The following is a 22,175-nucleotide window of genomic DNA, read 5'->3' as shown; positions in this document are numbered from 1 at the left end:
ACTTAGACTGCCTGTCGTACCTCCTGCCCTGGGACAACGCGGTCCCTCTCCAGCACCGGTTTCAAAAACTGCCCGGTATAAGAAGCCGGTACCTGGCAGATCTCCTCCGGCGTCCCTGCGGCCACTACCTGGCCACCTCGTTCGCCTCCTTCTGGGCCTAAATCTATGATATAATCCGCTGATTTAATGACATCCAAGTTGTGCTCAATAACTACCACTGTATTCCCTGCATCTACCAGCCGCTGCAGGACAACCAAAAGACGGTGTACATCGGCCATATGAAGCCCGGTGGTAGGTTCATCTAGGATGTACAAGGTACGGCCGTTGCTCCGCCGGGAAAGCTCGGCCGCTAGTTTCACCCGCTGGGCCTCCCCACCAGAAAGGGTGGTGGCCGGCTGCCCCAGTTTAATGTAACCTAACCCCACATCCTGTAGAGTAAGGAGCCGACGGTATAAGCGGGGTATGGCGGAGAAGAATTCCACCGCCTCATCTACCGTCATATCTAATACATCCGCAATGGATTTACCTTTATATTTCACTTCTAGGGTTTCCCGGTTGTATCTCTTACCTTTACATACTTCACAGGGAATATATACATCGGGCAAGAAGTGCATCTCGATCTTTATAATACCATCCCCGCTACAAGCTTCACAGCGCCCTCCCTTAACATTAAAGCTGAAACGGCCCGGCTTATAACCCCGGGCCCGGGCTTCCGGCGTAGCAGCAAAAAGGCTTCGTATATCGTCCATCACCCCGGTATAGGTAGCAGGGTTAGAACGCGGGGTGCGGCCGATGGGCGATTGATCCACGGCTATAACCTTATCTAGGTGCTCCACACCCCTTAATTCCCGGAAGCGCCCTGGAATAGTCCGGGCCCCGTTCAACCTCTGGGCCAGGGCGCGGTAAAGGATTTCATTAACCAAAGTGCTCTTGCCCGAACCCGAAACTCCGGTGACACAGATAAAAGTACCCAGGGGAAAGCGCACATCGATGTTCTTAAGGTTGTGCTCGCTGGCCCCCAACACTTCCAACCATTTATCCCCTGGTCTCCTCCTAACAGCCGGTACTGGTATACGACGCCTGCCGCTCAAATACTGGCCAGTAAGGGAGGCTGGGCAATTTATAACCTCAGACACCGTGCCGGCTACCACTACTTGTCCGCCGCCCGCCCCAGCACCCGGGCCAATATCGATAATATAATCGGCCTCGCGGATGGTCTCTTCATCATGTTCCACCACAATAACCGTATTGCCCAGGTCTCGGAGCTGCTTTAAGGTACGGATCAAGCGGGCATTATCCCGTTGGTGCAGACCTATGCTGGGCTCGTCCAGAATATAGAGTACGCCCACTAATCCTGAGCCGATCTGGGTGGCTAAGCGAATACGCTGGGCCTCACCGCCGGAAAGGGTAGCCGCCGGCCGATCCAAGGTAAGGTAGTCCAGACCTACATCCATTAGGAATTTGAGCCGGGCTCTAATCTCTTTTAAGATCTGGTGGGCTATTACCTTTTCCTTCTCTGTAAGCTCAAGACCAGCGAAGAATTCCTCAGCCTCAGCCACAGAGAGCTTGGTCACTTCATAGATATTCTTACCCCCTACTGTAATGGCCAGGGCCTCGGGCTTAAGCCGGGTTCCCTGGCATACAGGGCAGGGCTTCTGGCTCATATACTCTTCGATTTCGGCCCGTGACCAATCCGACTGGGTCTCCCGGTAACGCCTCTCCAAAGAAGGTATAACTCCTTCGAAGGGCGCCTCCCAGGTCCTTCTTTCACCGAAACGATTTATATAACTAAACCGTATCCTTTCTTCTCCGCTCCCATAAAGGATAATCTTTAAATGCTCCGGTTTTAGGTCCCGTACAGGTACATCTAGGCTAAAGCCATAATGATCAGCCACGGCTTCTAGAATATGCCAATATCCTTCTCCCCCACCCCAGGGCGCAATAGCCCCTTCCCGCAAAGTAAGGTTGGGGTCCGGGATCACTAAGTCGGGGTCCACCTCCATGCTGGTCCCCAGGCCGGTACAGGCCGGGCAGGCACCATAGGGGCTGTTAAAGGAGAAAAGCCTAGGGGCTATCTCCGGCAAGCTTATACCGCACTCAGGGCAGGCGAACTCGGAGCTAAAAAGTATTTCTTCCTGCCCCACCACCTCTACTAAAACCAAACCTTCGGAAAGTTTTAAAGCTGTCTCCAAGGAGTCAGCCAGCCGCTGGGCGATACCAGGACGGATCTTTATGCGATCCACTATAACTTCTATGGTGTGCTTTTTGTTTTTATCTAGTTTAATCTCTTCCGAAGTCTCCCGTACCTCGCCATCAACACGTACCCGGGCGTACCCATTACGCCGGAGCTCCTCCAAAAGTTGCTTGTACTCTCCTTTACGCCCGCGGACCACCGGGGCCAGGATCTGCATCCTGGTCTCCTCTGGAAAGGTGAGAAGCCGGTCCACCATCTGGGATACTGTCTGGGGAGCTATGGACCGGCCACAGCGGGGACAATGGGGCCGGCCTATCCGGGCGAAAAGGAGACGAAGATAGTCGTAGATCTCCGTTACTGTACCCACTGTAGAACGGGGGTTGTGACTAGCTGCCTTCTGGTCTATAGCTATGGCTGGAGACAAGCCTTCTATATAATCCACATCCGGTTTGTTCATCTGGCCTAAAAACTGCCGGGCATAAGCGGACAAGGATTCCACATACCGTCGCTGCCCTTCCGCATATATGGTATCAAAGGCTAAAGAGGACTTCCCTGAGCCGGACAGCCCGGTGATGACCACCAACTTATCCCGCGGTATTTCTACATCGATATTTTTTAAGTTATGGGCACGCGCACCTTTAACTATTATCTTATCTTTGGACATAAAGGAATCTCCCTTTGTTTTACGTTCTTACTTGTTTCCCTTCTAATTTCCCTCTAAAGTATCACTAGCCCATTTCATTTTTTGATCTCTTAATTAACCCGGTTTTTCAGGTCAGGCAAGGTTAATTTTTAGCCTATTTCCTTAAAGCTTTTAACCCACCTGGAGCTTTAGCTCCAAAAGGGCATCCCGAAGCTCAGCTGCCCGTTCAAACTCCAGGCGCCTGGCTGCTTCCCGCATCTCCTTCTCTAGGCGCTTAATAAGGGAGCGGAGCTCTTTTCGGCTCATCTTCTTGTGTACGTCCCTAGCCTCAACCTGGGTCCCTGGCCGGGAGATACGCGGTTCTTCTGCGGACCGGGTAGCTTCAATAATATCGCGTACCGGCTTAACCACCGTTTGAGGAGTTATACCATGCTGCCGGTTATACTCCATCTGGAGGCGGCGCCGGCGGTTAGTCTCCTCAATGGCCCGGCGCATGGACTCTGTAATAGTGTCAGCGTACATGATAACCTGCCCTTCAGCATTACGCGCTGCCCGACCGATGGTCTGGATGAGGGAACGCTCCGAGCGCAAGAATCCTTCTTTATCAGCATCCAGGATGGCCACCAAAGACACCTCAGGTAGGTCCAGCCCCTCCCGCAGAAGGTTTATCCCCACCAGAACATCGAAAACTCCTAACCGCAGATCCCGGATTATCTCCATGCGCTCGATGGCATTAATATCCGAATGGAGGTAGCGGACCTTAACCCCCATTTCCTGGAGGTAATCGGTCAGATCCTCGGCCATTCTCTTAGTAAGGGTAGTAACCAACACCCTCTGCTTCTTGGCCACCCTTTTCCGGATCTCCTGGAGAAGGTCGTCCACCTGGCCAGCCGTGGGTCTTACTATAACCTCGGGATCCACGAGGTAGGTGGGCCGGATGATCTGTTCTACCACCTGTTCCGAATGCTCAAGCTCAAAGGGGCCAGGGGTAGCCGATACATAAATAACTTGATTCACCCGGGCCATGAACTCCTCGAAGGTTAAGGGCCGGTTATCCAGGGCCGAAGGTAGGCGGAAGCCGTATTCCACCAGGGTTTTCTTCCGCGAGTAGTCCCCCTCGTACATACCCCCGATCTGGGGTACGGCGATATGGGATTCATCAATAAAAAGCAGGAAATCCGGTGGGAAATAATCTAATAAGGTATAGGGAGGTTCTCCTGGTGCCCGGCCTGTAAGATGCCGGGAATAATTCTCAATCCCTTTACAATAACCTACTTCCCGCAGCATCTCCAGGTCAAAGCGGGTGCGCTGTTCTAGCCTCTGGGCTTCTAAAAGCTTTCCCGCCGCCCTAAGTTCCTTTAACCGCTCCTCCAGCTCAGCTTCTATACTAGCCAGGGCTCGCTCTAGCTTGGGTTGCTCCACTACATAGTGGCTGGCCGGGAAGATGGCCACATGGTACCTCCGGCCCAGGATCTCTCCTGTTAAGGTATCTATCTCTAGGATCCTCTCCACTTCATCTCCAAAGAATTCTACCCGTATGGCTCGGGCGTCAAAAGAAGCCGGGAATACTTCTAAAACATCCCCGTGAACTCGAAAGGTTCCCCGCTTTAGTTCATAATCATTACGGGTATATTGGATATCCACCAGCTTCCGCAAAATAACATCCCGATCGTACTCCTGGCCCTCCCGCAAGGAGACCATAAGTTTATTATAATCCTCCGGGGAACCCAAGCCGTATATACAAGAAACGCTAGCTACAATGATCACATCGCGGCGTTCAAAAAGGGCCGCAGTAGCCGCGTGGCGCAGCTTGTCTATCTCTTCATTGATGGAACTATCTTTTTCAATATAGGTATCCGTTTCCGGAACATACGCTTCGGGTTGGTAGTAATCGTAGTAGCTGACAAAGTACTCTACAGCATTATAAGGGAAGAATTCCTTAAATTCCCCGCATAACTGGGCAGCCAAGGTCTTATTAGGAGCGAGTACCAAGGTGGGCCGCTGGACAGCCTGGATGATCTGGGCCATGGTATAGGTTTTACCTGTCCCTGTGGCCCCCAAAAGGGTCTGGTGCCGGTACCCTTTCTTTAGCCCTTCTACCAGGGCAGCTATAGCCTTAGGCTGATCGCCCCGCGGCTCAAAATCAGCTTTAAGTATAAAACGGTCCATGGCACCCCCCCTTGGGAGTATTATACCACAAATTATTTCTTCTTTTCCCGCCACCAACGGCCAAGCCAACCGGGGGACATAAGCTCCACTTGGGGTTTATCCCCAGGTTCGGGTACCAAAATTACTCCTAAAGGATCAGAGGGAGCTTTATAAACCCTTGCCGTCCTCTCTTCCTCGCCAGCCCGGTAAAATACTACCTCCACTTGCTCCCAAGCTCCTTCCAAGGCCGCTCTCAAAGTCTCCCGATCCCGGACTGGCCAGCCGTTAACCTTTAATAATACATCACCGGATCTGAGACCCAACTTCGCTGCCGGGCTGTTCCGCACCACGTCCAGAATACGGGCCCCTAGGTCAGAAGGTACATACAGGGGCTCACCCCTAATTTCTACCCGGCGCCCCAGCCATATAGTATACTCATGACCTAAAGGGCCGAAGAGGGCTGCCAGCCAGGTCAACGGACGATAATAGGAAGCTAGGATAGAAAGGCCTAGTAGAGTAAGGCTGTAAACTGCCAAGTTACGGGCTGACAGTTTACTTTTTTCTTCAGGCCGAGAACTTAAAGCCAGATCGCCGTAACCTAAACCGGCCGCTACAGGTAATACCACAAAAAGCGCCTGCTCGGGTTCTGGCATAACCGCCGGCCGGATAAGGGGCCACCAATTAGGCATAGGGACCGCCGCTCCTGGGGGAAGCCAGGGAGGTAGCGTTACAAGGGCTAAGGCCGCAATAGGGATCGGCCAGAACTTCTGCATGTTAAAGGCCCCTACTACCTGGCCCTGGTGGCTGGTATATACGGGAATAGCTCCTAAATGACCGCTCAAGCGGATAAGAAGGGCTTCCACCATATGCAGTACGGCCACCAGGCCCATAAGATGAGGCACGTCCACCTGCGGCCTCCCGAAAACAAGGGCGGAAAGGGAAATTAAGCCCCCCGCGTAGGAAAAACATAGGAAGCGGGGGTTAAGGAGCATGAGGAGTAGGGCTAAAACCCACAAATAGTTAATTCCAATACCGCTTAAGGAAACACCTACCAGCACCATGATAAAACTCCCTCCTAACCCCCCTAACACGCCATAGGCTACGGCGGTCAGGGTGGGCTGCCAGGCAGACTCCCCGCGCACCCCGAAAAGCTCTTCCTTAAGGCGGGCCAGGCGCCGGTACTGATAGGCTACAACAAGGACCAACAGCCAGAACAAGGGGCTTATGAGCAGGCTAAGTTGGGCCTGGAGGATAAAAGGTACTATCTGCTTTAAGGGTAACAAGGCTGTTCTTTCGCCTCCTAAGTTCAGGCAGCTTTGGAAGTAACCATTTTCCCTTGAAGAAGTTCTAAGGCTTTTTTAAGCTGGGTATCCCGTTCCAGATCTGGAGAATGGCTTAAGACCTCCTGTTCCAACCGGGGATCGAGCTTAACCTGGATATCGGGAGTAATACCTACCTTATCAATATCCTTTTGGGCCGGTGTCAAATATTTATGGGTAGTTAGTTTCACGGCAGCACCACCCTTCAAAGGAAAGATGGTCTGGACCACTCCTTTACCGAAGGTGGTCTCGCCTATCAAAACCCCTGAACCGGAATCCTTAATGGCTCCAGCCACTATTTCCGCAGCACTGGCGCTTCCTTTGTTCACCAGCACCACTAAAGGTAACTTAATATATTTTCCCGTAGCCTGTAAGGCTTCCTTCTTCTTCTGGTCCACAATATACACTACAGGGCCTTTAGGTATAAAGTAAGACGCTACTTCTACGGCCGCCTGCAGGGAACCCCCGGGATTATTGCGCAAATCTAGGATCAGGGCTTTGAGCCCTTGGCGTCGCAATTCCTCTAAAAGCTTCCCCAGATCTCCACTGGTTTGCTCATTGAACATGCTTAAAGATATATATCCTATCCCGGGATAACCAGGAAGCATCCGGCCGTCCACAGTAGGGATCTTTATAGTCTCGCGGATCAAAGTAAACCGCCGTGGCTCTTTTTCTCCCGGCTTAAGGACCGTTAACTCCACCTTAGTTCCTGGCTCACCCTGCATGAGGCTGGCGGCAGTCTCCAGATCCATCCCTGCTGTGTCCCGGCCATCTATGGCCAGGATATAATCCCCACTGGTGATCCCTGCCCGTTGGGCCGGCGTCCCTTTAAAGGGGGATACCACCACTGGTCGCTTTTCCTTTTCCTCTAGAGTAATAAGTAAACCCACGCCGCCGTAAGTTCCCTGGACATGTTCCTCCAACCGCCGATAAACCTCAGGAGTAAGATAAGAAGAATAAGGGTCACCAAGGGATTCTACCATCCCCTTGATGGCCCCTTCGAAGATTTTATCCAGGGTAGGAGGGGTTAAAGCTTGAAACCGCAAAAGAGTATATACCCTGATAACCTGTTCCACCTTCGGATAATAGGCAGCGACCACCAGCATTAAAGCCAGGGTGTTCACCACGCACAGGGCTAAAAAAAGGTTAATAATTCTGCGCAAGTTCCTGCGCAAACCCGTCACCGCCTGTCTCTTCAAGCTTACTTACAGTTACGCTCAATTATATGTAGCCGTTATTAGCTTTAGTCCCATCAAAAGTAGTATTTGCTATCCTACGCAGGTTCGCCTTCTAGATATAAGGGTTTCTTTAGTCATATTGCAGGGGATTTGTTGGGTAATGAGCCTGGCTATTGCTGTGGCTGTGAGAAGTTTCTTTTAGTAATATTGTAAGGGATCTGTAGGTTCCCCTTGCAGTAGTATCTGAAAATCCAGATGGGGCCCTGTGCTCCATCCTGTGTTCCCTATCCGGCCGATAACTTGCCCCCTTTTTACTTCCTGGCCTTCCCGTACTAGAATAGCCGACAGATGAGAATACATGGAAGACAGGCCACCTCCATGGTCTATTACAATATGATTACCATAAGCACCTAGATATCCTGTAGAGATCACTTGCCCATCTTCTATAGCCACAACTTCAGCCCCTTCCGGTGCTGGAATATCGATGGCAGGGTGGAAGCGAGGAGTCTTAAGAAGGGGATGTATCCGCCATCCAAAGCCAGAAGAAATGCTAGTGTATCCCGGTACAGGCCAGAGGAACCGGCTGGTACCACGGGGGCCTAGCTGGCGCCTGTTTCTCTGCTGGATCTCCCGAATCTTCTGGGCGATCTGCCGGGAAAGGGCCTCCAGTTCATCCAGGGCCTGAGCCACGCGCTTCTTTTCCTCTTCCACCCGGGCTAAAAGCTGCCTCTTTTCGGCCTGACGTGAGGCTAGAAGGGCCCGCTCGCCTTCGGCCCGCCGTTTAAGCCCAGCCAAAGCATCCCTTTCCGCTTCCAGGGCCGCTTTGCGAGCTGCTATTTTAGCCCGCTCCTGTTTTACTTCCTCCACCAGGCGGGCATCGTTCTGGGCAATTTTACCCAGAAGCTCCAGGCGTACCAAGAAATCGCTAAAACTGGTGGAGTTAAGGAGCACCTCCAAGTAGTTGACAGGTCCCCTCTCGTAAATTTCCTTTAGACGGTTGCGCAGGATATCCATCCGTTGCCTTAAAGCGGCTTCTGCCTTATTAAGCTCTATAGCTGCCTGGTTCACCCTATCTTGAGCTACCTTAAGCTCAAGTTCTAGTTGCCTGACCTCTTGTTCCTTGGCCTGGATCTCTCTTTCTAGTTTTTCCAGCTGTTCTAGAAGCTCCTGCCCCTCGCTCTCTTTACTCTTTAGGAGGGCGTTTTGCTCCCGGATCTTTACCTGGATCTCTTGCTGCTTTTCTTGTAGTTCTTTTAAGGTAGAGCCATTACCCGGGGTAGGGAAAAGAAGTAAGAGCAGTAATACTATCAGGCTGCTAGCTACTAAACGTAAAGGCAAAGGAGATATCCCTCCCTTTACTCGTTTATAAGGGCTAATTAAACCTTTAGAAAACGGTGGATGGCAAGGAGGCTCCCTAAGGCACCTACAAACCCTCCTCCGCCCACCAGCCCCAGCGTGGTATAGCGAACTACCGCTGGATCTTCAATTAAGGGAAGGAAAAAAAGGCTAAGCTTGATTTTATGGGTTAAGGGGCCGTACCCCCAGGCCAAGATCCCAGCAGCCACCCCTCCACCGAAGAGACCTATAAGTAAGCCTTCCAGCAAAAAGGGCCAGCGGATGAACCAATCGGTCGCTCCCACATATTTCATAATGTTAATCTCCCGGCGCCGAGCATAGACAGCCAGGCGAATAGTGATCATCAAAAGCATAAGAGAAGCTATCCCTAGCAAACCGATTATCCCCACCCCTAAGTACCGGAGCCAGCGGATCACAGCCAGCAACCTTTCCACCACCGCCTGGCCATAATTAACCTTTTCCACAGCCGGAAGGTTTTGGATAGCGGCTGCTATTTCACTTATGCGGGATGCATCTTCCACCTTAATACGGAAATAGTCAGGTAAGGGGTTAACACCGCCGGTAGCCCCGAGGAGTTCTTCTTCGCTTCCAAATTGTTGGGCTAAAATTTTAAGACCTTGCTCTTTGGTTACTAGCTCCACTTCCTTGACCCCAGGTAGGTTTTGGATTTGATGCTTTAAGGCTAGCGCTTGGGATCGGGGGGTATCCACGCGTAAAAACGCAGCTATCTCCAAGTTGGATTGAAGGGCCAGGGCAATAAAGTTGATATTCAAAACTAAAAGAATAAAGGCACCTAGGATAAAGAGGGTTACGGCCACACTGGTACCTGCCGCCATACTCATCCAAGCGTTTCGCCATAAGGAGAGGAAGGCTTGCCGGAAAAAGTACCCCCAAGTCCTAAGCTTCATAACCATAAACCCCTTCCCGGTCGTCGCGGACCAGGCACCCCTTATCCAGGGCAATAACCCGTTTCTTCAGGCTGTTCACAATATCCCAAGCATGGGTGGCTATAATCACCGTGGTACCTAGACGGTTGATATCTACCAGTAAGGAGATGATCTCCCGGGAAGTAACGGGATCCAGGTTACCAGTTGGCTCGTCGGCTACCAAGATCCGCGGCTTATTCACAATAGCCCGGGCAATGGCCGTGCGCTGCTGCTCGCCTCCAGATAGTTGGTGGGGGAAAAGATGGGCCCTTCCCGAAAGCCCCACCCGCGCTAACACCTCTTCTACCCTGGCTTTTATCTCTTTAGGAGGCACCTCTAGAACTTGCAAGGCAAAAGCTACGTTTTCATATACAGTACGGTCGGGTAGAAGGCGGAAGTCCTGAAAAACTACACCGATGTTGCGACGTAAAAAAGGGATCTCTTTAGGGCGCAACCTAGTTATGCTCCGCCCCCCTACCAATATTTGACCTTTAGTAGGGAGTTCCTCCCGAAAAAGAAGCCGGATAAAGGTGGTCTTGCCAGCACCGCTAGGACCGACAAGGAATACAAACTCACCCTTATCGATTTTTACCGTAATATCTTTAAGGGCGTAAATATCTCCCTTGTAAACTTTGGTAACATTAAAAAACTGGATCAAACCTTTACCCCACCCCCAGAAACGGTCAAAAAAGAAACAACCCCGTAGGGTTGTTTTTCGACATAGCTCTTTAAATTCCTCTTGACCCGTCTATTTTTGTAGGAGAACTTCCTTTATAGCCTTCTTTATATCTTGTACAGTCAAGCCGTATTTGCTCATAAGCTCTTCCGGGGTCCCCGATTCCCCGAAGGTGTCCGGCACCCCTATCCTTTTTAAGGGTTTAGGACACTCTTCAGCCAGGACTTCAGCCACTGCGCTCCCCAGCCCTCCGATAATGCTATGTTCCTCAGCAGTCACCAGTGCTTTACTTTCCCGTGCAGCAGCCAATACAACTTCCCTGTCTAGGGGTTTCAGAGTGCTCATATTTATCACCCCTATACTTAACCCCTCTGCCTCCAAATCTTTAGAAGCCTCTAAAGCTAAAGCCACCATAATCCCACAGGCTATGATGGTGACATCCCGCCCCTTTTTAAGCCAGTGGGCCCGGCCGATGGTAAAGCGATAATCCTCATCATAGATCACGGGTACATTCATCCGGCCTAGGCGGAGGTAAACAGGCCCCTCATATTTAGCTGCTGCAAACACTGCCTGGCGCGTTTCTACAGCGTCAGCGGGGACTAAGACTGTCATATTAGGTACCGCCCGCATTAAGGCCAGATCTTCCACCGACTGATGGGAAGCCCCGTCTTCTCCCACCGTGATCCCTGCATGGGTGGCCGCGATCTTAACGTTGAGCTTGGGATAAGCTATGGAATTGCGTACTTGATCAAAGGCTCGGCCTGTAGCAAATACAGCAAAGGTACTGGCAAAGGGTATCTTGCCTCCCAGGGCTAACCCAGCCGCAGTACCCATAAGGCTTTGCTCGGCGATTCCTAAATTAAAAAACCGGTGGGGAAATTCCTTGGCAAAATACTCGGTTTTAGTAGATTTGGATAGATCCGCATCTAAGACCACCACACGTTCGTCCTGGCGGCCCAGCTCTACCAGGGCCCGGCCATAGGCTTCCCGTGTAGAAATTTTGGACATAAGATCTCTCCTCCTTGACTTAAGACCCACCCAGCTCGGCCAGGGCCTTTTCCACTTCTTGTGGCTTTGGCGCCACGCCATGCCAACCCACCTGGTTTTCCATGAAAGATACACCCTTACCTTTAACAGTTTCCGCTATGATAACCGTAGGTTTACCTTTAACCTCCCAGGCGCGGTGCACAGCCTGGATTATCTGGCGAAAATCATGGCCATCGATGACCAGCACTTCCCAGCCGAAGGCGCGGAATTTATCGGATACAGGCTCCGGGGACAACACTTCCTCTATAGGACCATCGATCTGAAGGCGGTTATGGTCTACAAAGGCCGTTATCCGGTCCAACTTATAATGGGCAGCAGCCATAGCCGCCTCCCACACCATACCCTCTTCTAACTCGCCATCGCCCAGTAAAACATAAATGCGGAAGTCACGTCCATCCAGACGAGCAGCTAGGGCTAACCCATTGGCCACCGCCAACCCCTGGCCTAGGGACCCCGTGGACATCTCTACTCCAGGTAGGGATTTGCGGTCAGGATGGCCTTGGAGGCGGCTACCGAGCTTCCTTAAAGTGAGGAGTTCCTCTGGTGGGAAGTAACCCCGGCGGGCCAAAGCGGCATAAAGAAGGGGTGCGGCGTGCCCTTTAGAAAGTATAAAGCGATCCCGGTCAGGCCATTCGGGATTCTGCGGGTCCACCCGCATAAGGTGAAAATATAAGGCTGTAACAATTTCCACTCCAGATAAAGATCCTCCAGGATGACCGGATCCTGCTCTCCCGATCATGGTGATTATATCCCGCCGGATAAGGCGAGCCTTCTCCTGCAAAAATTCTATCAGGTCCAAGGTTACACTTCCCTCCATTCCCGAAAACCTTCTCCTAATACTTCGTGCACATTACTCACTATAACAAAGGCCTGGGGATCAAGGGTGGCCACCAAATCTTTAAGGCGGGTTACTTCTGAACGATGTACCACCACCAAGAGTATCTCCCGCTCCTTCCTGGTATAAAGCCCCCTTCCCTGAATACCGGTTGCCCCCCGGTCCAGCTCCGTCAAGATACGCCGGGCGATCTCCTCGCTATGATCCGAGATAATTATAGCCGCCTTAGCGTATCCGCTCCCCTCCTGGATGGCATCTATAGCCCGGCTGGTAAGAAAAAGGGAAAGTAACGCGTACAGGGCCAGCTCCATATTAAAAACTAGCCCCGCCAAACCTATAACCAGGGCATCTGTAACAAGGAGCCCCATCCCAGCGCTTATATGTAAAAGTTTGCGAAAGAGCAGCGCGGCCAGATCTGTACCCCCGGTACTACCGCCAAAGCGGAAAACCACCCCCAATCCAGCCCCGGTAAGCAGTCCACCATAAATGGAGGCCAAGAGAGGATTAAAGGTAGGTGGCCTAGCTACCCAGACCAGGAAATCGGTTAATACGGAAAGAACTACAGTGCCGTATAAAGTTTTAAGGCCAAAATGAAAACCTAATATCTTAAGCCCAGCTAAAAATAAGGGGACATTGAGAACCAGCATGGTTAGCCCCACCGGTACCCCCAGAACATAATGGAGGACCGTGGCCAGGCCGCTTACCCCGCCAGCTGCTATTCTGTTGGGTACTAAAAAAAGGGCTAGCCCCACTGCCGTAAGGGCACAGCCAGCTGTAATCCCTAAATAGCTCCCTATAGGGTGCTGTTTTACTGTTTTCCACATAAAAGTTAGGTACTCCTACATGAAAAAGCCCGGGAATTTACTCCCCCGGGCTAAAAGATTATCCTACTCCAAGGGAACGTTCAAGGGCTTCTTTAAGAAAATCAGATAACAGCTTTTTTTCGCGGTTAGTAAATTTATCCAGTTGCTCGTGAAAACGGTGGATTAGTCCCGTAACCTGCCCTACGAAGGGAAGATGAGGGGAGGTATGAGCTGCCAACCCCAACCCTGTACCTGTGGCTAGAACAAGACCCATCTCTGGCCCGGTTACCCGTTGCAGAGCAGCTCGCATTAAATTCAAGCCCTTCTCCCCGAAAGTTTTAAGGCAAAGCAATAAAACAGTTAAGGTGTAAGTGGCTAAAATAAGGGGGTGCTCTTTACCTTTTATTTCCTGGAGGAGCTGGGTTACCGCCCCTTTAGCTTCTTGAGGCGACAGCCCAGAAAAAATCTTAAGCAATCTCTCTTTAACTTCCTGCCAGTCCTGGTACCAGTGAAGATGATTTCCCCCTTCTCCCTCTACTGCTTCCATTTGATAGGCCTTGGAAGTGGGAACAAACATTATCATGGAGCGGCCAGGTAGCTTTTCTGTAGTGTTAACTACATACTCTCGGCGCAAGAAACCATCCTTTTCTAGTTCGCGCAAGAGATCATAAGCTGTCCACTTGCTCACCTTTAGCTTTTCAGCCACCGTAGCATAGTGGACTGGAGCCGCGCTTTCTTCATATAAAGACTTTATCTTGTTTAAGAACTGGAGCCGCCTTTTGGTAAGCACTTCTCTAATCGCTCCCTTATTCTTATCTTGCTGCTGTCCATTCCCTTGCTCTATCCTCAGGATGCCGCTTTTGCCAGATAGTATCGGCTACCTCAGCCCACCGCCTAGAGTTCATGTCCAAGAAGGAACCGATGGAACCCTTAAGAACCATTTCCGCTCCCGGATGGGTAGGACGAGCCCCCGTCTCCGCCACAATCTCCCGCAGGGCTTCTGGCACATCTATAATGGGGCAGGGGCGAAGAAGGTTGGGGCTGAAAGGCTGGCGGCGCTGGTAAGCCCGGAAGAAAGGTGAGGCCAGGACCTCCTTCAAAGTTTTCTCTTTAATATTATCTACAGCAAAATGGACAAAAGCGCAAGGTTCCACATCACCGCTAGCGGTAATATGGAAGTAACGCCGACCGCCGGCTATGCACCCACCTGTTAATTCGCCATCATTCCAGAAATCGGCCATCTGAATGGGTTTATGGGTACGGAGGTAAGGAATGCGTTCGGCCAAATAAGCCCTCTGCTCAGGAGTTATCACCAGGGAGAGATCCGGATCCCGACCCACAGGAATGTAATGGAAAGTCCACACATAAGCCACACCATGCTCGATTAAGAAATCCACAAACTCGTCGCTAGTTACTTCTTCTACATTTTCCCTAGTAATGGTAATAGAAGCTCCGAAGACTGCTCCTCGCTGCCGCAGGCGGTCCATAGCGGCTATTACCCGGTCGAAGACTCCCCGTCCGCGGCGGGCATCTGTCCGCTCTCGCCATCCCTCAAGACTTATGGCCGGCGAAATATTGCCCACTTCCACAATGCGGTCGGCTATCTCATCGGTTATAAGGGTACCATTGGTGTATAACATAAAGGCCATATCCTGGTGCCTCTGGGCTAGTTCAAATAGATGGGGCCATAAGAAAGGCTCCCCTCCGGACATGACTAACCAATAAATACCTACTTCCTTGGCCTCCCGGCACAACCGATCCACTAAGTCAAGCTCCAAGGTATCATGCTTGGCATATTCCCCTGCCCAACAGCCATAACACCGCAAGTTACAGGCGCTGGTAGGATCGATCAAGAAAAAGTTAGGTATGTGGATACCAGTTTCCTCTTCCACTTGCTGTTGCCGGGGGATACCTAAGAGCATAGCGTTTACAAACCAATTATATACCATACGCTTTTTTACGTTAGGATGGAGCTCTGTAAACAGGCGGTTTACATAAGCTCGGATGGCAGGATTTTGCTGGTAGACCCTAAGGAGACTTTCTATCTGCTGTTTATGTTCTTCTTTACGGGCTATAAGGCGCGCAATACCCAAGAGGCGAGGGAAGTTTTCCTCCGGATTGCGCTCTATATATCTGAAAACCTCCTGTAAGGTTCTCTCCGCTACCAACTTTTTAGCCGCTTGCCAATTGCTAGGTAAAGCCATGGGCTTCCTCCTCCCTTTTTAGGTGTAGGGATGCTCTAGTAGCCAAGATACCCAAAAATCCCTAAAGTTATGTCCCAAAAGACCCAAAATACTAATACCATATTAAGGCAAGGAACAAAACCTGTCAAGGAAAAAGTTGGGCTCTCTTTTTTAAGAGAGCCCTTTGTTAATCTGCTGCTGTAAGTAGGCCTTAATAAAGGGATCCAACCAACCGTCCATTACTGCCTGGACATTCCCTATTTCCACGCCTGTGCGGTGGTCCTTTACTAGGCTATAGGGATGAAAAACATAGGAACGGATCTGATTCCCCCAGGCGATCTCCCGCTGTTCTCCCTTAAGCCGCAAAAGCTCCTCTTCTTGCTCTTTCAGTTTCCTTTCTAGGAGCTTAGCCCTTAAAATCTTTAAAGCCGTAAGCTTATTAGCATGCTGGGAGCGCTCGTTCTGGCAGGTCACTACAATACCTGTAGGTAAGTGGGTGATACGTACAGCAGAATCCGTTTTATTAACGTGCTGGCCTCCTGCACCTTGGGAACGAAAGGTATCTATTTTGAGGTCCTCCGGCCGTATTTCCACCTCGTTATCGAACTCCACTTCGGGGATCACTTCCACTGAAGCAAAGGAGGTATGCCGTCGTCCAGCAGCGTCAAAGGGGGAGATACGTACCAGACGGTGGACCCCCTTTTCCGCCTTAAGGTACCCATAAGCGTTTTCCCCTTTTATGAGTAGCGTCGCGCTCTTTATACCTGCTTCTTCACCTTCTAGATAATCCAGTATCTCTACTTCAAACCCGCGCTCCTCAGCCCAGCGCATATACATCCTTAAGAGCATGGCCGCCCAATCCTGGGATTCCGTTCCCCCTGCTCCAGGGTGCAGGGATAATATAGCATTATTCCGGTCATAGGGCCCGGTAAGCAGAGTGTCTAAAGTTATCCTTTCCACCCGGGCCTTTAAACTTTCCAATTCTTCCTCAAGCTCCGGCTCTAAGGAGTGATCCCCTTCAGCTATAGCTAACTCCCAAAGCTCATACAAGTTCTGTAACTTATTGGCCAGTTCCTCCCAGCGCTTAACCCTTTCCCTTAAAAAGCTTACTCGCCGGGTAACCTCTTCTGCCCGTTCCCGATCCTCCCAGAAGCCTGGATAACCCATCTCAGCTTCCAGGCTGGCTATTTCTTCCTGCTTCTTATCCAGGTCAAAGAGAAACCCTCAATTCTTCTAGGTGTTCTTTAAGCTCTATAAAATAGGGCTTCAGATCTTCTAGCATTACTTCCTCCCTCCTACCTCTAATTTAAGGCGTGCGGTCAATCCCCTCTACATGCTGCTAGCCCCCTTAAGGGCTCCACAGCATTTCTTATATTTCTTGCCGCTACCGCAGGGGCAGGGATCATTGCGGCCTATCTTCTGTTCGCGCCGGATGGGTTGGCGAGGGCCTTCTTCCTGGTAGCGGTTTTCAATGAGCTTCCGGGGCCGTCTTTCCTCTGGTATAGCTAACTTAACATGGTACAAATACCGGACAACCTCTTCCTGGATAGAGGCGACCATCTCCTGGAACATTTGGTAGGCCTCAAACTTGTACTCTACTAAAGGATCCCGCTGGCCATAAGCTCTAAGACCTATACCCTGCCGGAGCTGGTCCATAGCATCCAAATGATCCATCCACTTAGCATCCACTACCCTAAGGAGGATAACCCGCTCAAGCTCCTTTAGTGTCTCCGCACCCAATTCTTTCTCTCGCTGCCGGTAAAGCTCTAGGGCCTTCTCCCGCAGGAAAGTATAAACCTCTTCTTTATTCATCTTCCGTAACTCGTCCGCCAGAGCCCGGTCGCAGCCAGGAAGAAATAGTTTCCCAGCGTAATCCAGGAAGCCCTCCCAGTCCCATTCCTCTGGATATTTGCTATCCCCGGCAAACCGTTCTATAGTGCGGTCCACCACCGTAGTTATCATATCTTCAATGATGGGCCGCAAGTTTTCGCCCATAAGCACCTGGCGCCGCTGGCGGTAAATAATCTCCCGCTGCTGGTTTAACACATCGTCGTATTCCAAGACATGTTTGCGCAGATCAAAGTTATAGGCTTCTACCTTCTTCTGGGCTGCTTCTATAGAACGGGACACCAGGGGATGGTCTATAGGGTGACTATCATCCATCCCCAGGCGGTCCAAAAGCCCAGCGATGTTTTCTGCTCCGAAAAGGCGCATGAGATCGTCTTCTAAGGAGAGGTAAAACCGGGTAGAGCCCGGATCTCCCTGACGGCCGGCGCGGCCCCTGAGCTGGTTATCTATGCGCCGTGCCTCGTGCCGCTCGGTCCCTATGATATGGAGGCCACCTAAGGCTACTACCTTCTGGTGTTCAACCTCGGTTTCCTTCCGGGCCTCTTCTAAATACTGCCTAAACACACGGCGGGCCTCTTCTACCTCCGGGGAGGAGACAGGGCCAAAACCTGTGGCTTCGGCGATGATCTCTGGCGGGTAACCTTCCCGGCGCATCCTTTCCTTGGCCAGGTACTCAGGATTCCCCCCCAGCATAATATCCGTACCCCGGCCCGCCATGTTGGTAGCGATGGTCACCGCGCCTAGACGACCGGCCTGGGCTATAATTTCAGCTTCCCTTTCGTGGTATTTAGCATTGAGCACCTGGTGGGGAATACCCCGTTTCTTAAGCATTTCACTCAAGCGTTCAGATTTTTCAATGGAGGTAGTGCCCACCAGTACCGGTTGTCCCTTAGCATGTCGCTGAGCTATCTCCTCCACAACAGCGCGGAATTTTCCTTCTTCCGTTCGGTAAATCACATCCGGATAATCGATGCGAATCATGGGCTTATGGGTGGGTATCACTACCACATCCAGCCCATAAATCTTCCGGAACTCTTCCTCTTCTGTGGCGGCCGTACCGGTCATACCAGCCAGCTTTTCATACATACGGAAATAGTTCTGGAAGGTTATAGTGGCCAAGGTTTGGGTTTCCCGCTCTATCTTTACCCCTTCTTTGGCCTCGATGGCCTGGTGGAGACCTTCGCTATACCTCCGGCCGAACATAAGCCTTCCAGTAAATTCATCTACGATTATCACCTGGCCATCTTTAACCACATAATCCCGGTCCCGCTTCATAAGGGTGTGGGCCTTTAGGGCCTGAAGGACATGGTGGGCTAGCTCTATATTAGCATCGTCATACAGGTTATCAATACCTAGAAGCTTTTCTACCTTGGCTACCCCAGCCTCAGTCAGGGTGGCTACTTTAGCCTTTTCATCTACATGGTAATCTTCACCAGCTTTAAGCTTAGGAATGATACGAGCTATACGGTAATACATTTCCGTAGGCTTTTCCGCCTGGCCAGAAATGATAAGGGGTGTTCTGGCCTCATCTATGAGGATGCTATCCACTTCATCGATGATAGCATAATGGAGTTCCCGCTGGACGAGTTCATCCGGGTGCAAAGCCATATTATCCCGCAAGTAGTCGAAGCCGAATTCATTATTGGTGCCGTAAGTTATGTCAGCAGCATAGGCCCGGCGTCGCTCCTGGGTGCTTAACCCATGGACAATTAGTCCCACATTTAGACCCAAAAAGCGATAGATCTTACCCATCCACTCGCTATCTCGCCGAGCTAGATAATCATTTACGGTTACAATATGAACCCCCCGGCCCGTTAAAGCATTAAGATAAGCCGGCAAGGTAGCCACCAGGGTCTTTCCTTCTCCCGTTTTCATCTCCGCAATGCGGCCCTGGTGCAGCACAATGCCCCCCATAAGCTGGACATCAAAATGGCGCATACCTAGAACCCGCCGCGCTACTTCCCGTACCACTGCAAAGGCCTCAGGTAAAAGATCATCTAGAGTAGCACCCCTCTCCAGGCGCCGGCGGAACTCCGGAGTCTTGGATTGAAGCTCTTCATCCCTTAGGGCGCTGATCTCGGGTTCTAAAGAGTTTATAAGCTGTACTTTTTGGGAAAGCTTCTTAATCTCCCGGGCATTATCGTCTAATATAGTTTTAAGCAACCCCAACACGGGATATCTCCCCTTTGGAATAAAGCGAGGGGGAAGAGTACCCCCTCGACCTTCCTTGCTTGCCTCCTATACATCACTTTTATTGTAGCACTTTTTCTAGCAGAAAGGCAATCAGGTCTATGTATGTACATGTATGCAGAACCGGCAAGCTAGAGCCCTCAAAACAGCCGTACCCGTAGCTTGCAGCTCATCAGGGCTCTCATCCAAAAAAGCTATCCCCGCCAGACGTTCACGTCCCCAATCTCCTAACATACCTATAACCACTAGGATCGCTCGCGTTTTAGCCACTTCCAGCTGCAGAAGATCCTCTAAGGTCAATATACAGCTTTCCCCTAAGTATTTCTTAATTGCTTCTAGGGTGGCCTGGGCTACCAAGTAGCAGCCTTTACCAGGCATATTGGCGCCTATAGCACTACCTTCATAGAAGTTACCTTCCTCACCTATCTCTACCGTTACATTGGCTTCCAGGCGGATACCCCGGGAAAAAAAGCCCAAGCGAACCAACCGGAGCTGGGTTCGCCGGGCCCTCCCGCAAGATGCACCAGCCTCATTTACATGGTCAGCCCCAGCCACTCCTTCTTCCAACTGGGCTACGCTAATCTTTTTACGATCTAGAGTAGTACCTAGCTGTACTAAAACAGCGGTCTCAATATCCCGTACCACTTGCTTGGGATTCCGGTCAGGGGTAGCCAAGACGTGGATCTCCTCGATTTGCCCATCCACACCTGTCACCAGACGGGCTGAAAGTACCCCCTTAACTTGGCATATTACGCGTTCATATTCTGCTGCGGCTATCGGTTCAGTAGATTTTTCAGCGACCAATTTGCCTCCTCACCCTTCTCCCCGTGGCAAAATCTCCCTTACAAAACTTCCTGTAAGGACCTTATATCTAAGGACCTTATATCTTAACTTTACGTTAATTTCGCTTTACAGAAGGATTTCCCTCCCATGGGGAAGGGTGAGCAGAGCAAAAAAAGAAGTTCGGGTTTTATAATTCTGGCTCGATCAGCCCGTAATTACCATCCTTCCGCCGATAAAGGACATTTACTTGTTCGGTCTCCGCATTGGCAAATACAAAGAAATTATGTCCTAGAAGATTCATCTGTAGTATAGCCTCTTCTACGCTCATGGGCTTGATAGGAAAGCGTTTGGTACGCACCACCTTGGGTTCCTCAGTTTCCTCTTCCTTAAGGAGTGAAATAATAGCTTCTTCTTTCAAGGCATTCCCCTTGACTTTCTTAGCCAACCGAGTTTTATATTTTTCCATCTGCTTTTCCAGTTTTTCCAAAACAAGATCAATAGAACCATACATATCTCCTGTAGCTTCTTCCCCGCGCAGTAAATACCCGTCCAGGGGCACTGTAACCTCCACAATATGCCTATCCCGGCTTACTGACATGGTTACCTGGACTTCTACTTCCTCACCCAAGAATCTCTCTAGTTTCTTAAGGCGCTTTTCCGCGTACTGGCGAAGGGCATCGGAAACCTCAAAGTTCTTACCCCGCACAACCAAGCGCATGGACTTAACACCCCTCATGCCATCTTTAGGCTTTTACCAAATATTATTCCCGCTTAAAGGGCAATTTCCTGCCATCCATGTTAAAAAGCCCCGGTGTTCCGGGGCTCTTTTATATTCCCTTTGTTATCGCTTTACCACGTTAGCCGCCTGGGGGCCACGCGGTCCCTCTACAATCTCAAACTCCACTTCCTGCCCGGGAGTTAGGCTTTTGAAACCCTTCTCCTGGATAGCTGAATAGTGCACAAATACATCCTTCCCATCCTCTCCAGCGATAAATCCGTACCCCTTTTGCGGGCTAAACCATTTAACCTTGCCCAACATTTTCATAAAAAACAACCTTCCTCCTTAAAGATTTATTTAAATTGTTACCCCCAGGCTTTTTGAACCCGAGAAGCAGTGCCATTATACCACGGAAGGCAGCACATGTCAAAAGTTTAGGCCGTTAAAATTTCCTTTGTCATACGCTGTCTTGTCGAAAACACCTGTCCTAAGGCTTAAGACAAGCCCGTATCCCTGTGGATAACGTGGATAACTCTGTTAATAACTTGGAAACTCTGCCCCTATATTGTGGACTCCTATGTGGAAGGAGAAAAAATGTGTCGTAGCAAGAAGAAAAAGGTAAAATACAGCTCGAATCCTATCGTTTTTTAAAAAACGCCTGTAGCTAAAGTAACTACACACACCGAACGGGCTCCTGCCTGCAACAACACTGTAGTACAGGCAGCCGCTGTGGCCCCAGTAGTCAACACATCGTCAACAAGCAGCACGTCTTGTCCAGTCACTATTGAGGTAGCTCCCACGGTGAAACTATCTTTAAGGTTTAGCCACCGGGCTTGGCGACTAAGCCCAGCCTGGGAGAGGGTGTCCCGTCCTTTAAGCAATACATCGCCAAAAAATTTAAGGCCTAAGAGCCGCCCTACTTCCCAGGCTAACAATTCTGCTTGATTAAAAGCTCGCTCCCGGAGCCGCTCGCGGGCCAAGGGAACTGGTACCACTACCTGGGGTTCCCCAAATAGAGGCTCTGCTGCCACAGCTTGCGCTAAAAGGTAAGCGAGGGGCCGATAAAGGGAGCGCCGGCCTTTATATTTAAACTCAAGGATAATATCCCTTAATAAACCCCGGTAAGGACCTACGGCGCGGGCCAGGCGGAAGGGAGGCCTTTCCTCTTGGCATTGGGGGCAAAGTTCCTGGGATACCTCCTTACCCATTAGACGGCCGCATAAAAAGCAAACCCGAAACTCCCTTTTCCACTCTTCCAGGGCCCTGATACAAACGGGACAAAGGATACCCTGGGATACCCACTTTCCACAGAAGGAGCACTTTCCCAT

18 protein-coding genes are annotated in these 22,175 nt (G+C 50.8%); all 18 read right to left on the bottom strand.

Translation table 11 applies throughout. The features are described 5' to 3' along the window. Nucleotides 1-2: 2 nt before the first annotated feature. The 18 genes from uvrA to B9A14_RS02250 all read right to left on the bottom strand — a co-directional run bounded on the left by uvrA (nt 3) and on the right by B9A14_RS02250 (nt 22,175). A complete protein-coding gene (gene uvrA, locus B9A14_RS02335) occupies nt 3-2,858 on the bottom strand; it encodes an excinuclease ABC subunit UvrA (protein ID WP_084663636.1) in 2,856 nt (951 codons plus the stop codon). Nucleotides 2,859-3,008: 150 nt separating this feature from the next. Continuing rightward, nucleotides 3,009-5,006 (bottom strand): excinuclease ABC subunit UvrB, encoded by a 1,998-nt coding sequence (gene uvrB / locus B9A14_RS02330; RefSeq protein WP_084663634.1) that lies wholly within the window; start codon nt 5,004-5,006, stop codon nt 3,009-3,011. 32 nt (nt 5,007-5,038) lie between these two features. Then, a complete protein-coding gene (locus B9A14_RS02325; protein ID WP_084663632.1) occupies nt 5,039-6,268 on the bottom strand; it encodes a PDZ domain-containing protein in 1,230 nt (409 codons plus the stop codon). 23 nt (nt 6,269-6,291) lie between these two features. Beyond that, nucleotides 6,292-7,503: a S41 family peptidase gene (locus tag B9A14_RS02320; RefSeq protein ID WP_231967877.1), complete on the bottom strand. Its 1,212-nt coding sequence runs from the start codon at nt 7,501-7,503 to the stop codon at nt 6,292-6,294. A 177-nt stretch (nt 7,504-7,680) separates the two neighbouring features. Further along, nucleotides 7,681-8,820, bottom strand: coding sequence for a murein hydrolase activator EnvC family protein (locus B9A14_RS02315; RefSeq protein WP_084663628.1), 1,140 nt, complete (start codon nt 8,818-8,820; stop codon nt 7,681-7,683). Nucleotides 8,821-8,858: 38 nt separating this feature from the next. Next, a complete protein-coding gene (gene ftsX, locus B9A14_RS02310) occupies nt 8,859-9,746 on the bottom strand; it encodes a permease-like cell division protein FtsX (RefSeq protein ID WP_157109751.1) in 888 nt (295 codons plus the stop codon). Further along, nucleotides 9,736-10,422 (bottom strand): cell division ATP-binding protein FtsE, encoded by a 687-nt coding sequence (gene ftsE, locus B9A14_RS02305; RefSeq protein ID WP_084663624.1) that lies wholly within the window; start codon nt 10,420-10,422, stop codon nt 9,736-9,738. The genes ftsX and ftsE overlap by 11 nt, the downstream gene beginning before the upstream one ends. 90 nt (nt 10,423-10,512) lie before the next feature. After that, nucleotides 10,513-11,448 carry a transketolase family protein gene (locus B9A14_RS02300; protein WP_084663622.1) on the bottom strand — a complete coding sequence of 312 codons (936 nt, stop codon included), beginning with the start codon at nt 11,446-11,448 and terminating at the stop codon, nt 10,513-10,515. 19 nt (nt 11,449-11,467) lie between these two features. After that, on the bottom strand, nt 11,468-12,304 hold the full coding sequence (locus tag B9A14_RS02295) for a transketolase (RefSeq protein ID WP_084663620.1): 837 nt from the start codon (nt 12,302-12,304) through the stop codon (nt 11,468-11,470). Then, entirely contained in the window at nt 12,289-13,146 is an 858-nt protein-coding gene (locus tag B9A14_RS02290) for a YitT family protein (RefSeq protein ID WP_084663618.1), read from the bottom strand. Before B9A14_RS02290 ends, B9A14_RS02295 begins: the two co-directional genes overlap by 16 nt. Nucleotides 13,147-13,204: 58 nt before the next feature. Then, the gene (locus B9A14_RS02285; protein WP_084663616.1) at nt 13,205-13,915 is read right to left on the bottom strand and encodes a LexA family transcriptional regulator; all 711 of its coding nucleotides are present in this window, start codon (nt 13,913-13,915) and stop codon (nt 13,205-13,207) included. Between the two features lie 22 nt (nt 13,916-13,937). Continuing rightward, nucleotides 13,938-15,329, bottom strand: coding sequence for a radical SAM protein (locus tag B9A14_RS02280; protein ID WP_084663614.1), 1,392 nt, complete (start codon nt 15,327-15,329; stop codon nt 13,938-13,940). 150 nt (nt 15,330-15,479) lie between these two features. Continuing rightward, nucleotides 15,480-16,590, bottom strand: a protein-coding gene (prfB, locus tag B9A14_RS02275) for a peptide chain release factor 2 (protein ID WP_157109750.1) whose coding sequence is annotated in 2 segments (ribosomal slippage) — nt 15,480-16,520 and nt 16,522-16,590 — 1,110 coding nt in all. Because the reading frame shifts where the segments join, the coding sequence is not laid out codon by codon here. Nucleotides 16,591-16,637: 47 nt separating this feature from the next. Further along, nucleotides 16,638-19,328: a preprotein translocase subunit SecA gene (secA, locus tag B9A14_RS02270; RefSeq protein ID WP_084663612.1), complete on the bottom strand. Its 2,691-nt coding sequence runs from the start codon at nt 19,326-19,328 to the stop codon at nt 16,638-16,640. Between the two features lie 117 nt (nt 19,329-19,445). Next, complete coding sequence (locus B9A14_RS02265; protein ID WP_084663610.1) at nt 19,446-20,150, bottom strand: hypothetical protein; 705 nt, start codon at nt 20,148-20,150, stop codon at nt 19,446-19,448. 166 nt (nt 20,151-20,316) lie between these two features. Continuing rightward, nucleotides 20,317-20,847 carry a ribosome hibernation-promoting factor, HPF/YfiA family gene (gene hpf / locus B9A14_RS02260; protein ID WP_084663608.1) on the bottom strand — a complete coding sequence of 177 codons (531 nt, stop codon included), beginning with the start codon at nt 20,845-20,847 and terminating at the stop codon, nt 20,317-20,319. A gap of 123 nt (nt 20,848-20,970) precedes the next feature. Beyond that, on the bottom strand, nt 20,971-21,168 hold the full coding sequence (locus tag B9A14_RS02255; RefSeq protein ID WP_084667011.1) for a cold shock domain-containing protein: 198 nt from the start codon (nt 21,166-21,168) through the stop codon (nt 20,971-20,973). A 326-nt stretch (nt 21,169-21,494) separates the two neighbouring features. Further along, nucleotides 21,495-22,175: a ComF family protein gene (locus tag B9A14_RS02250; RefSeq protein ID WP_084663606.1), complete on the bottom strand. Its 681-nt coding sequence runs from the start codon at nt 22,173-22,175 to the stop codon at nt 21,495-21,497.

It is taken from the genome of Thermanaeromonas toyohensis ToBE, assembly GCF_900176005.1.
Lineage (GTDB): Bacteria > Bacillota > DSM-521 > Neomoorellales > Neomoorellaceae > Thermanaeromonas > Thermanaeromonas toyohensis.
This window is presented reverse-complemented; position numbering and strand designations above follow the sequence as displayed.

What these genes read in the sequence shown, in the direction of transcription:
- B9A14_RS02280 (WP_084663614.1), bottom strand. Translation starts at nt 15,329, where the DNA reads ATGGCTTTACCTAGCAATTGGCAAGCGGCTAAAAAGTTGGTAGCGGAG.
- ftsX (WP_157109751.1), bottom strand. Translation starts at nt 9,746, where the DNA reads ATGAAGCTTAGGACTTGGGGGTACTTTTTCCGGCAAGCCTTCCTCTCC.
- uvrB (WP_084663634.1), bottom strand. Translation starts at nt 5,006, where the DNA reads ATGGACCGTTTTATACTTAAAGCTGATTTTGAGCCGCGGGGCGATCAG.
- hpf (WP_084663608.1), bottom strand. Translation starts at nt 20,847, where the DNA reads ATGCGCTTGGTTGTGCGGGGTAAGAACTTTGAGGTTTCCGATGCCCTT.
- B9A14_RS02300 (WP_084663622.1), bottom strand. Translation starts at nt 11,448, where the DNA reads ATGTCCAAAATTTCTACACGGGAAGCCTATGGCCGGGCCCTGGTAGAG.
- B9A14_RS02255 (WP_084667011.1), bottom strand. Translation starts at nt 21,168, where the DNA reads ATGTTGGGCAAGGTTAAATGGTTTAGCCCGCAAAAGGGGTACGGATTT.
- B9A14_RS02250 (WP_084663606.1), bottom strand. Translation starts at nt 22,175, where the DNA reads ATGGGAAAGTGCTCCTTCTGTGGAAAGTGGGTATCCCAGGGTATCCTT.
- B9A14_RS02290 (WP_084663618.1), bottom strand. Translation starts at nt 13,146, where the DNA reads ATGTGGAAAACAGTAAAACAGCACCCTATAGGGAGCTATTTAGGGATT.
- uvrA (WP_084663636.1), bottom strand. Translation starts at nt 2,858, where the DNA reads ATGTCCAAAGATAAGATAATAGTTAAAGGTGCGCGTGCCCATAACTTA.
- B9A14_RS02295 (WP_084663620.1), bottom strand. Translation starts at nt 12,304, where the DNA reads ATGGAGGGAAGTGTAACCTTGGACCTGATAGAATTTTTGCAGGAGAAG.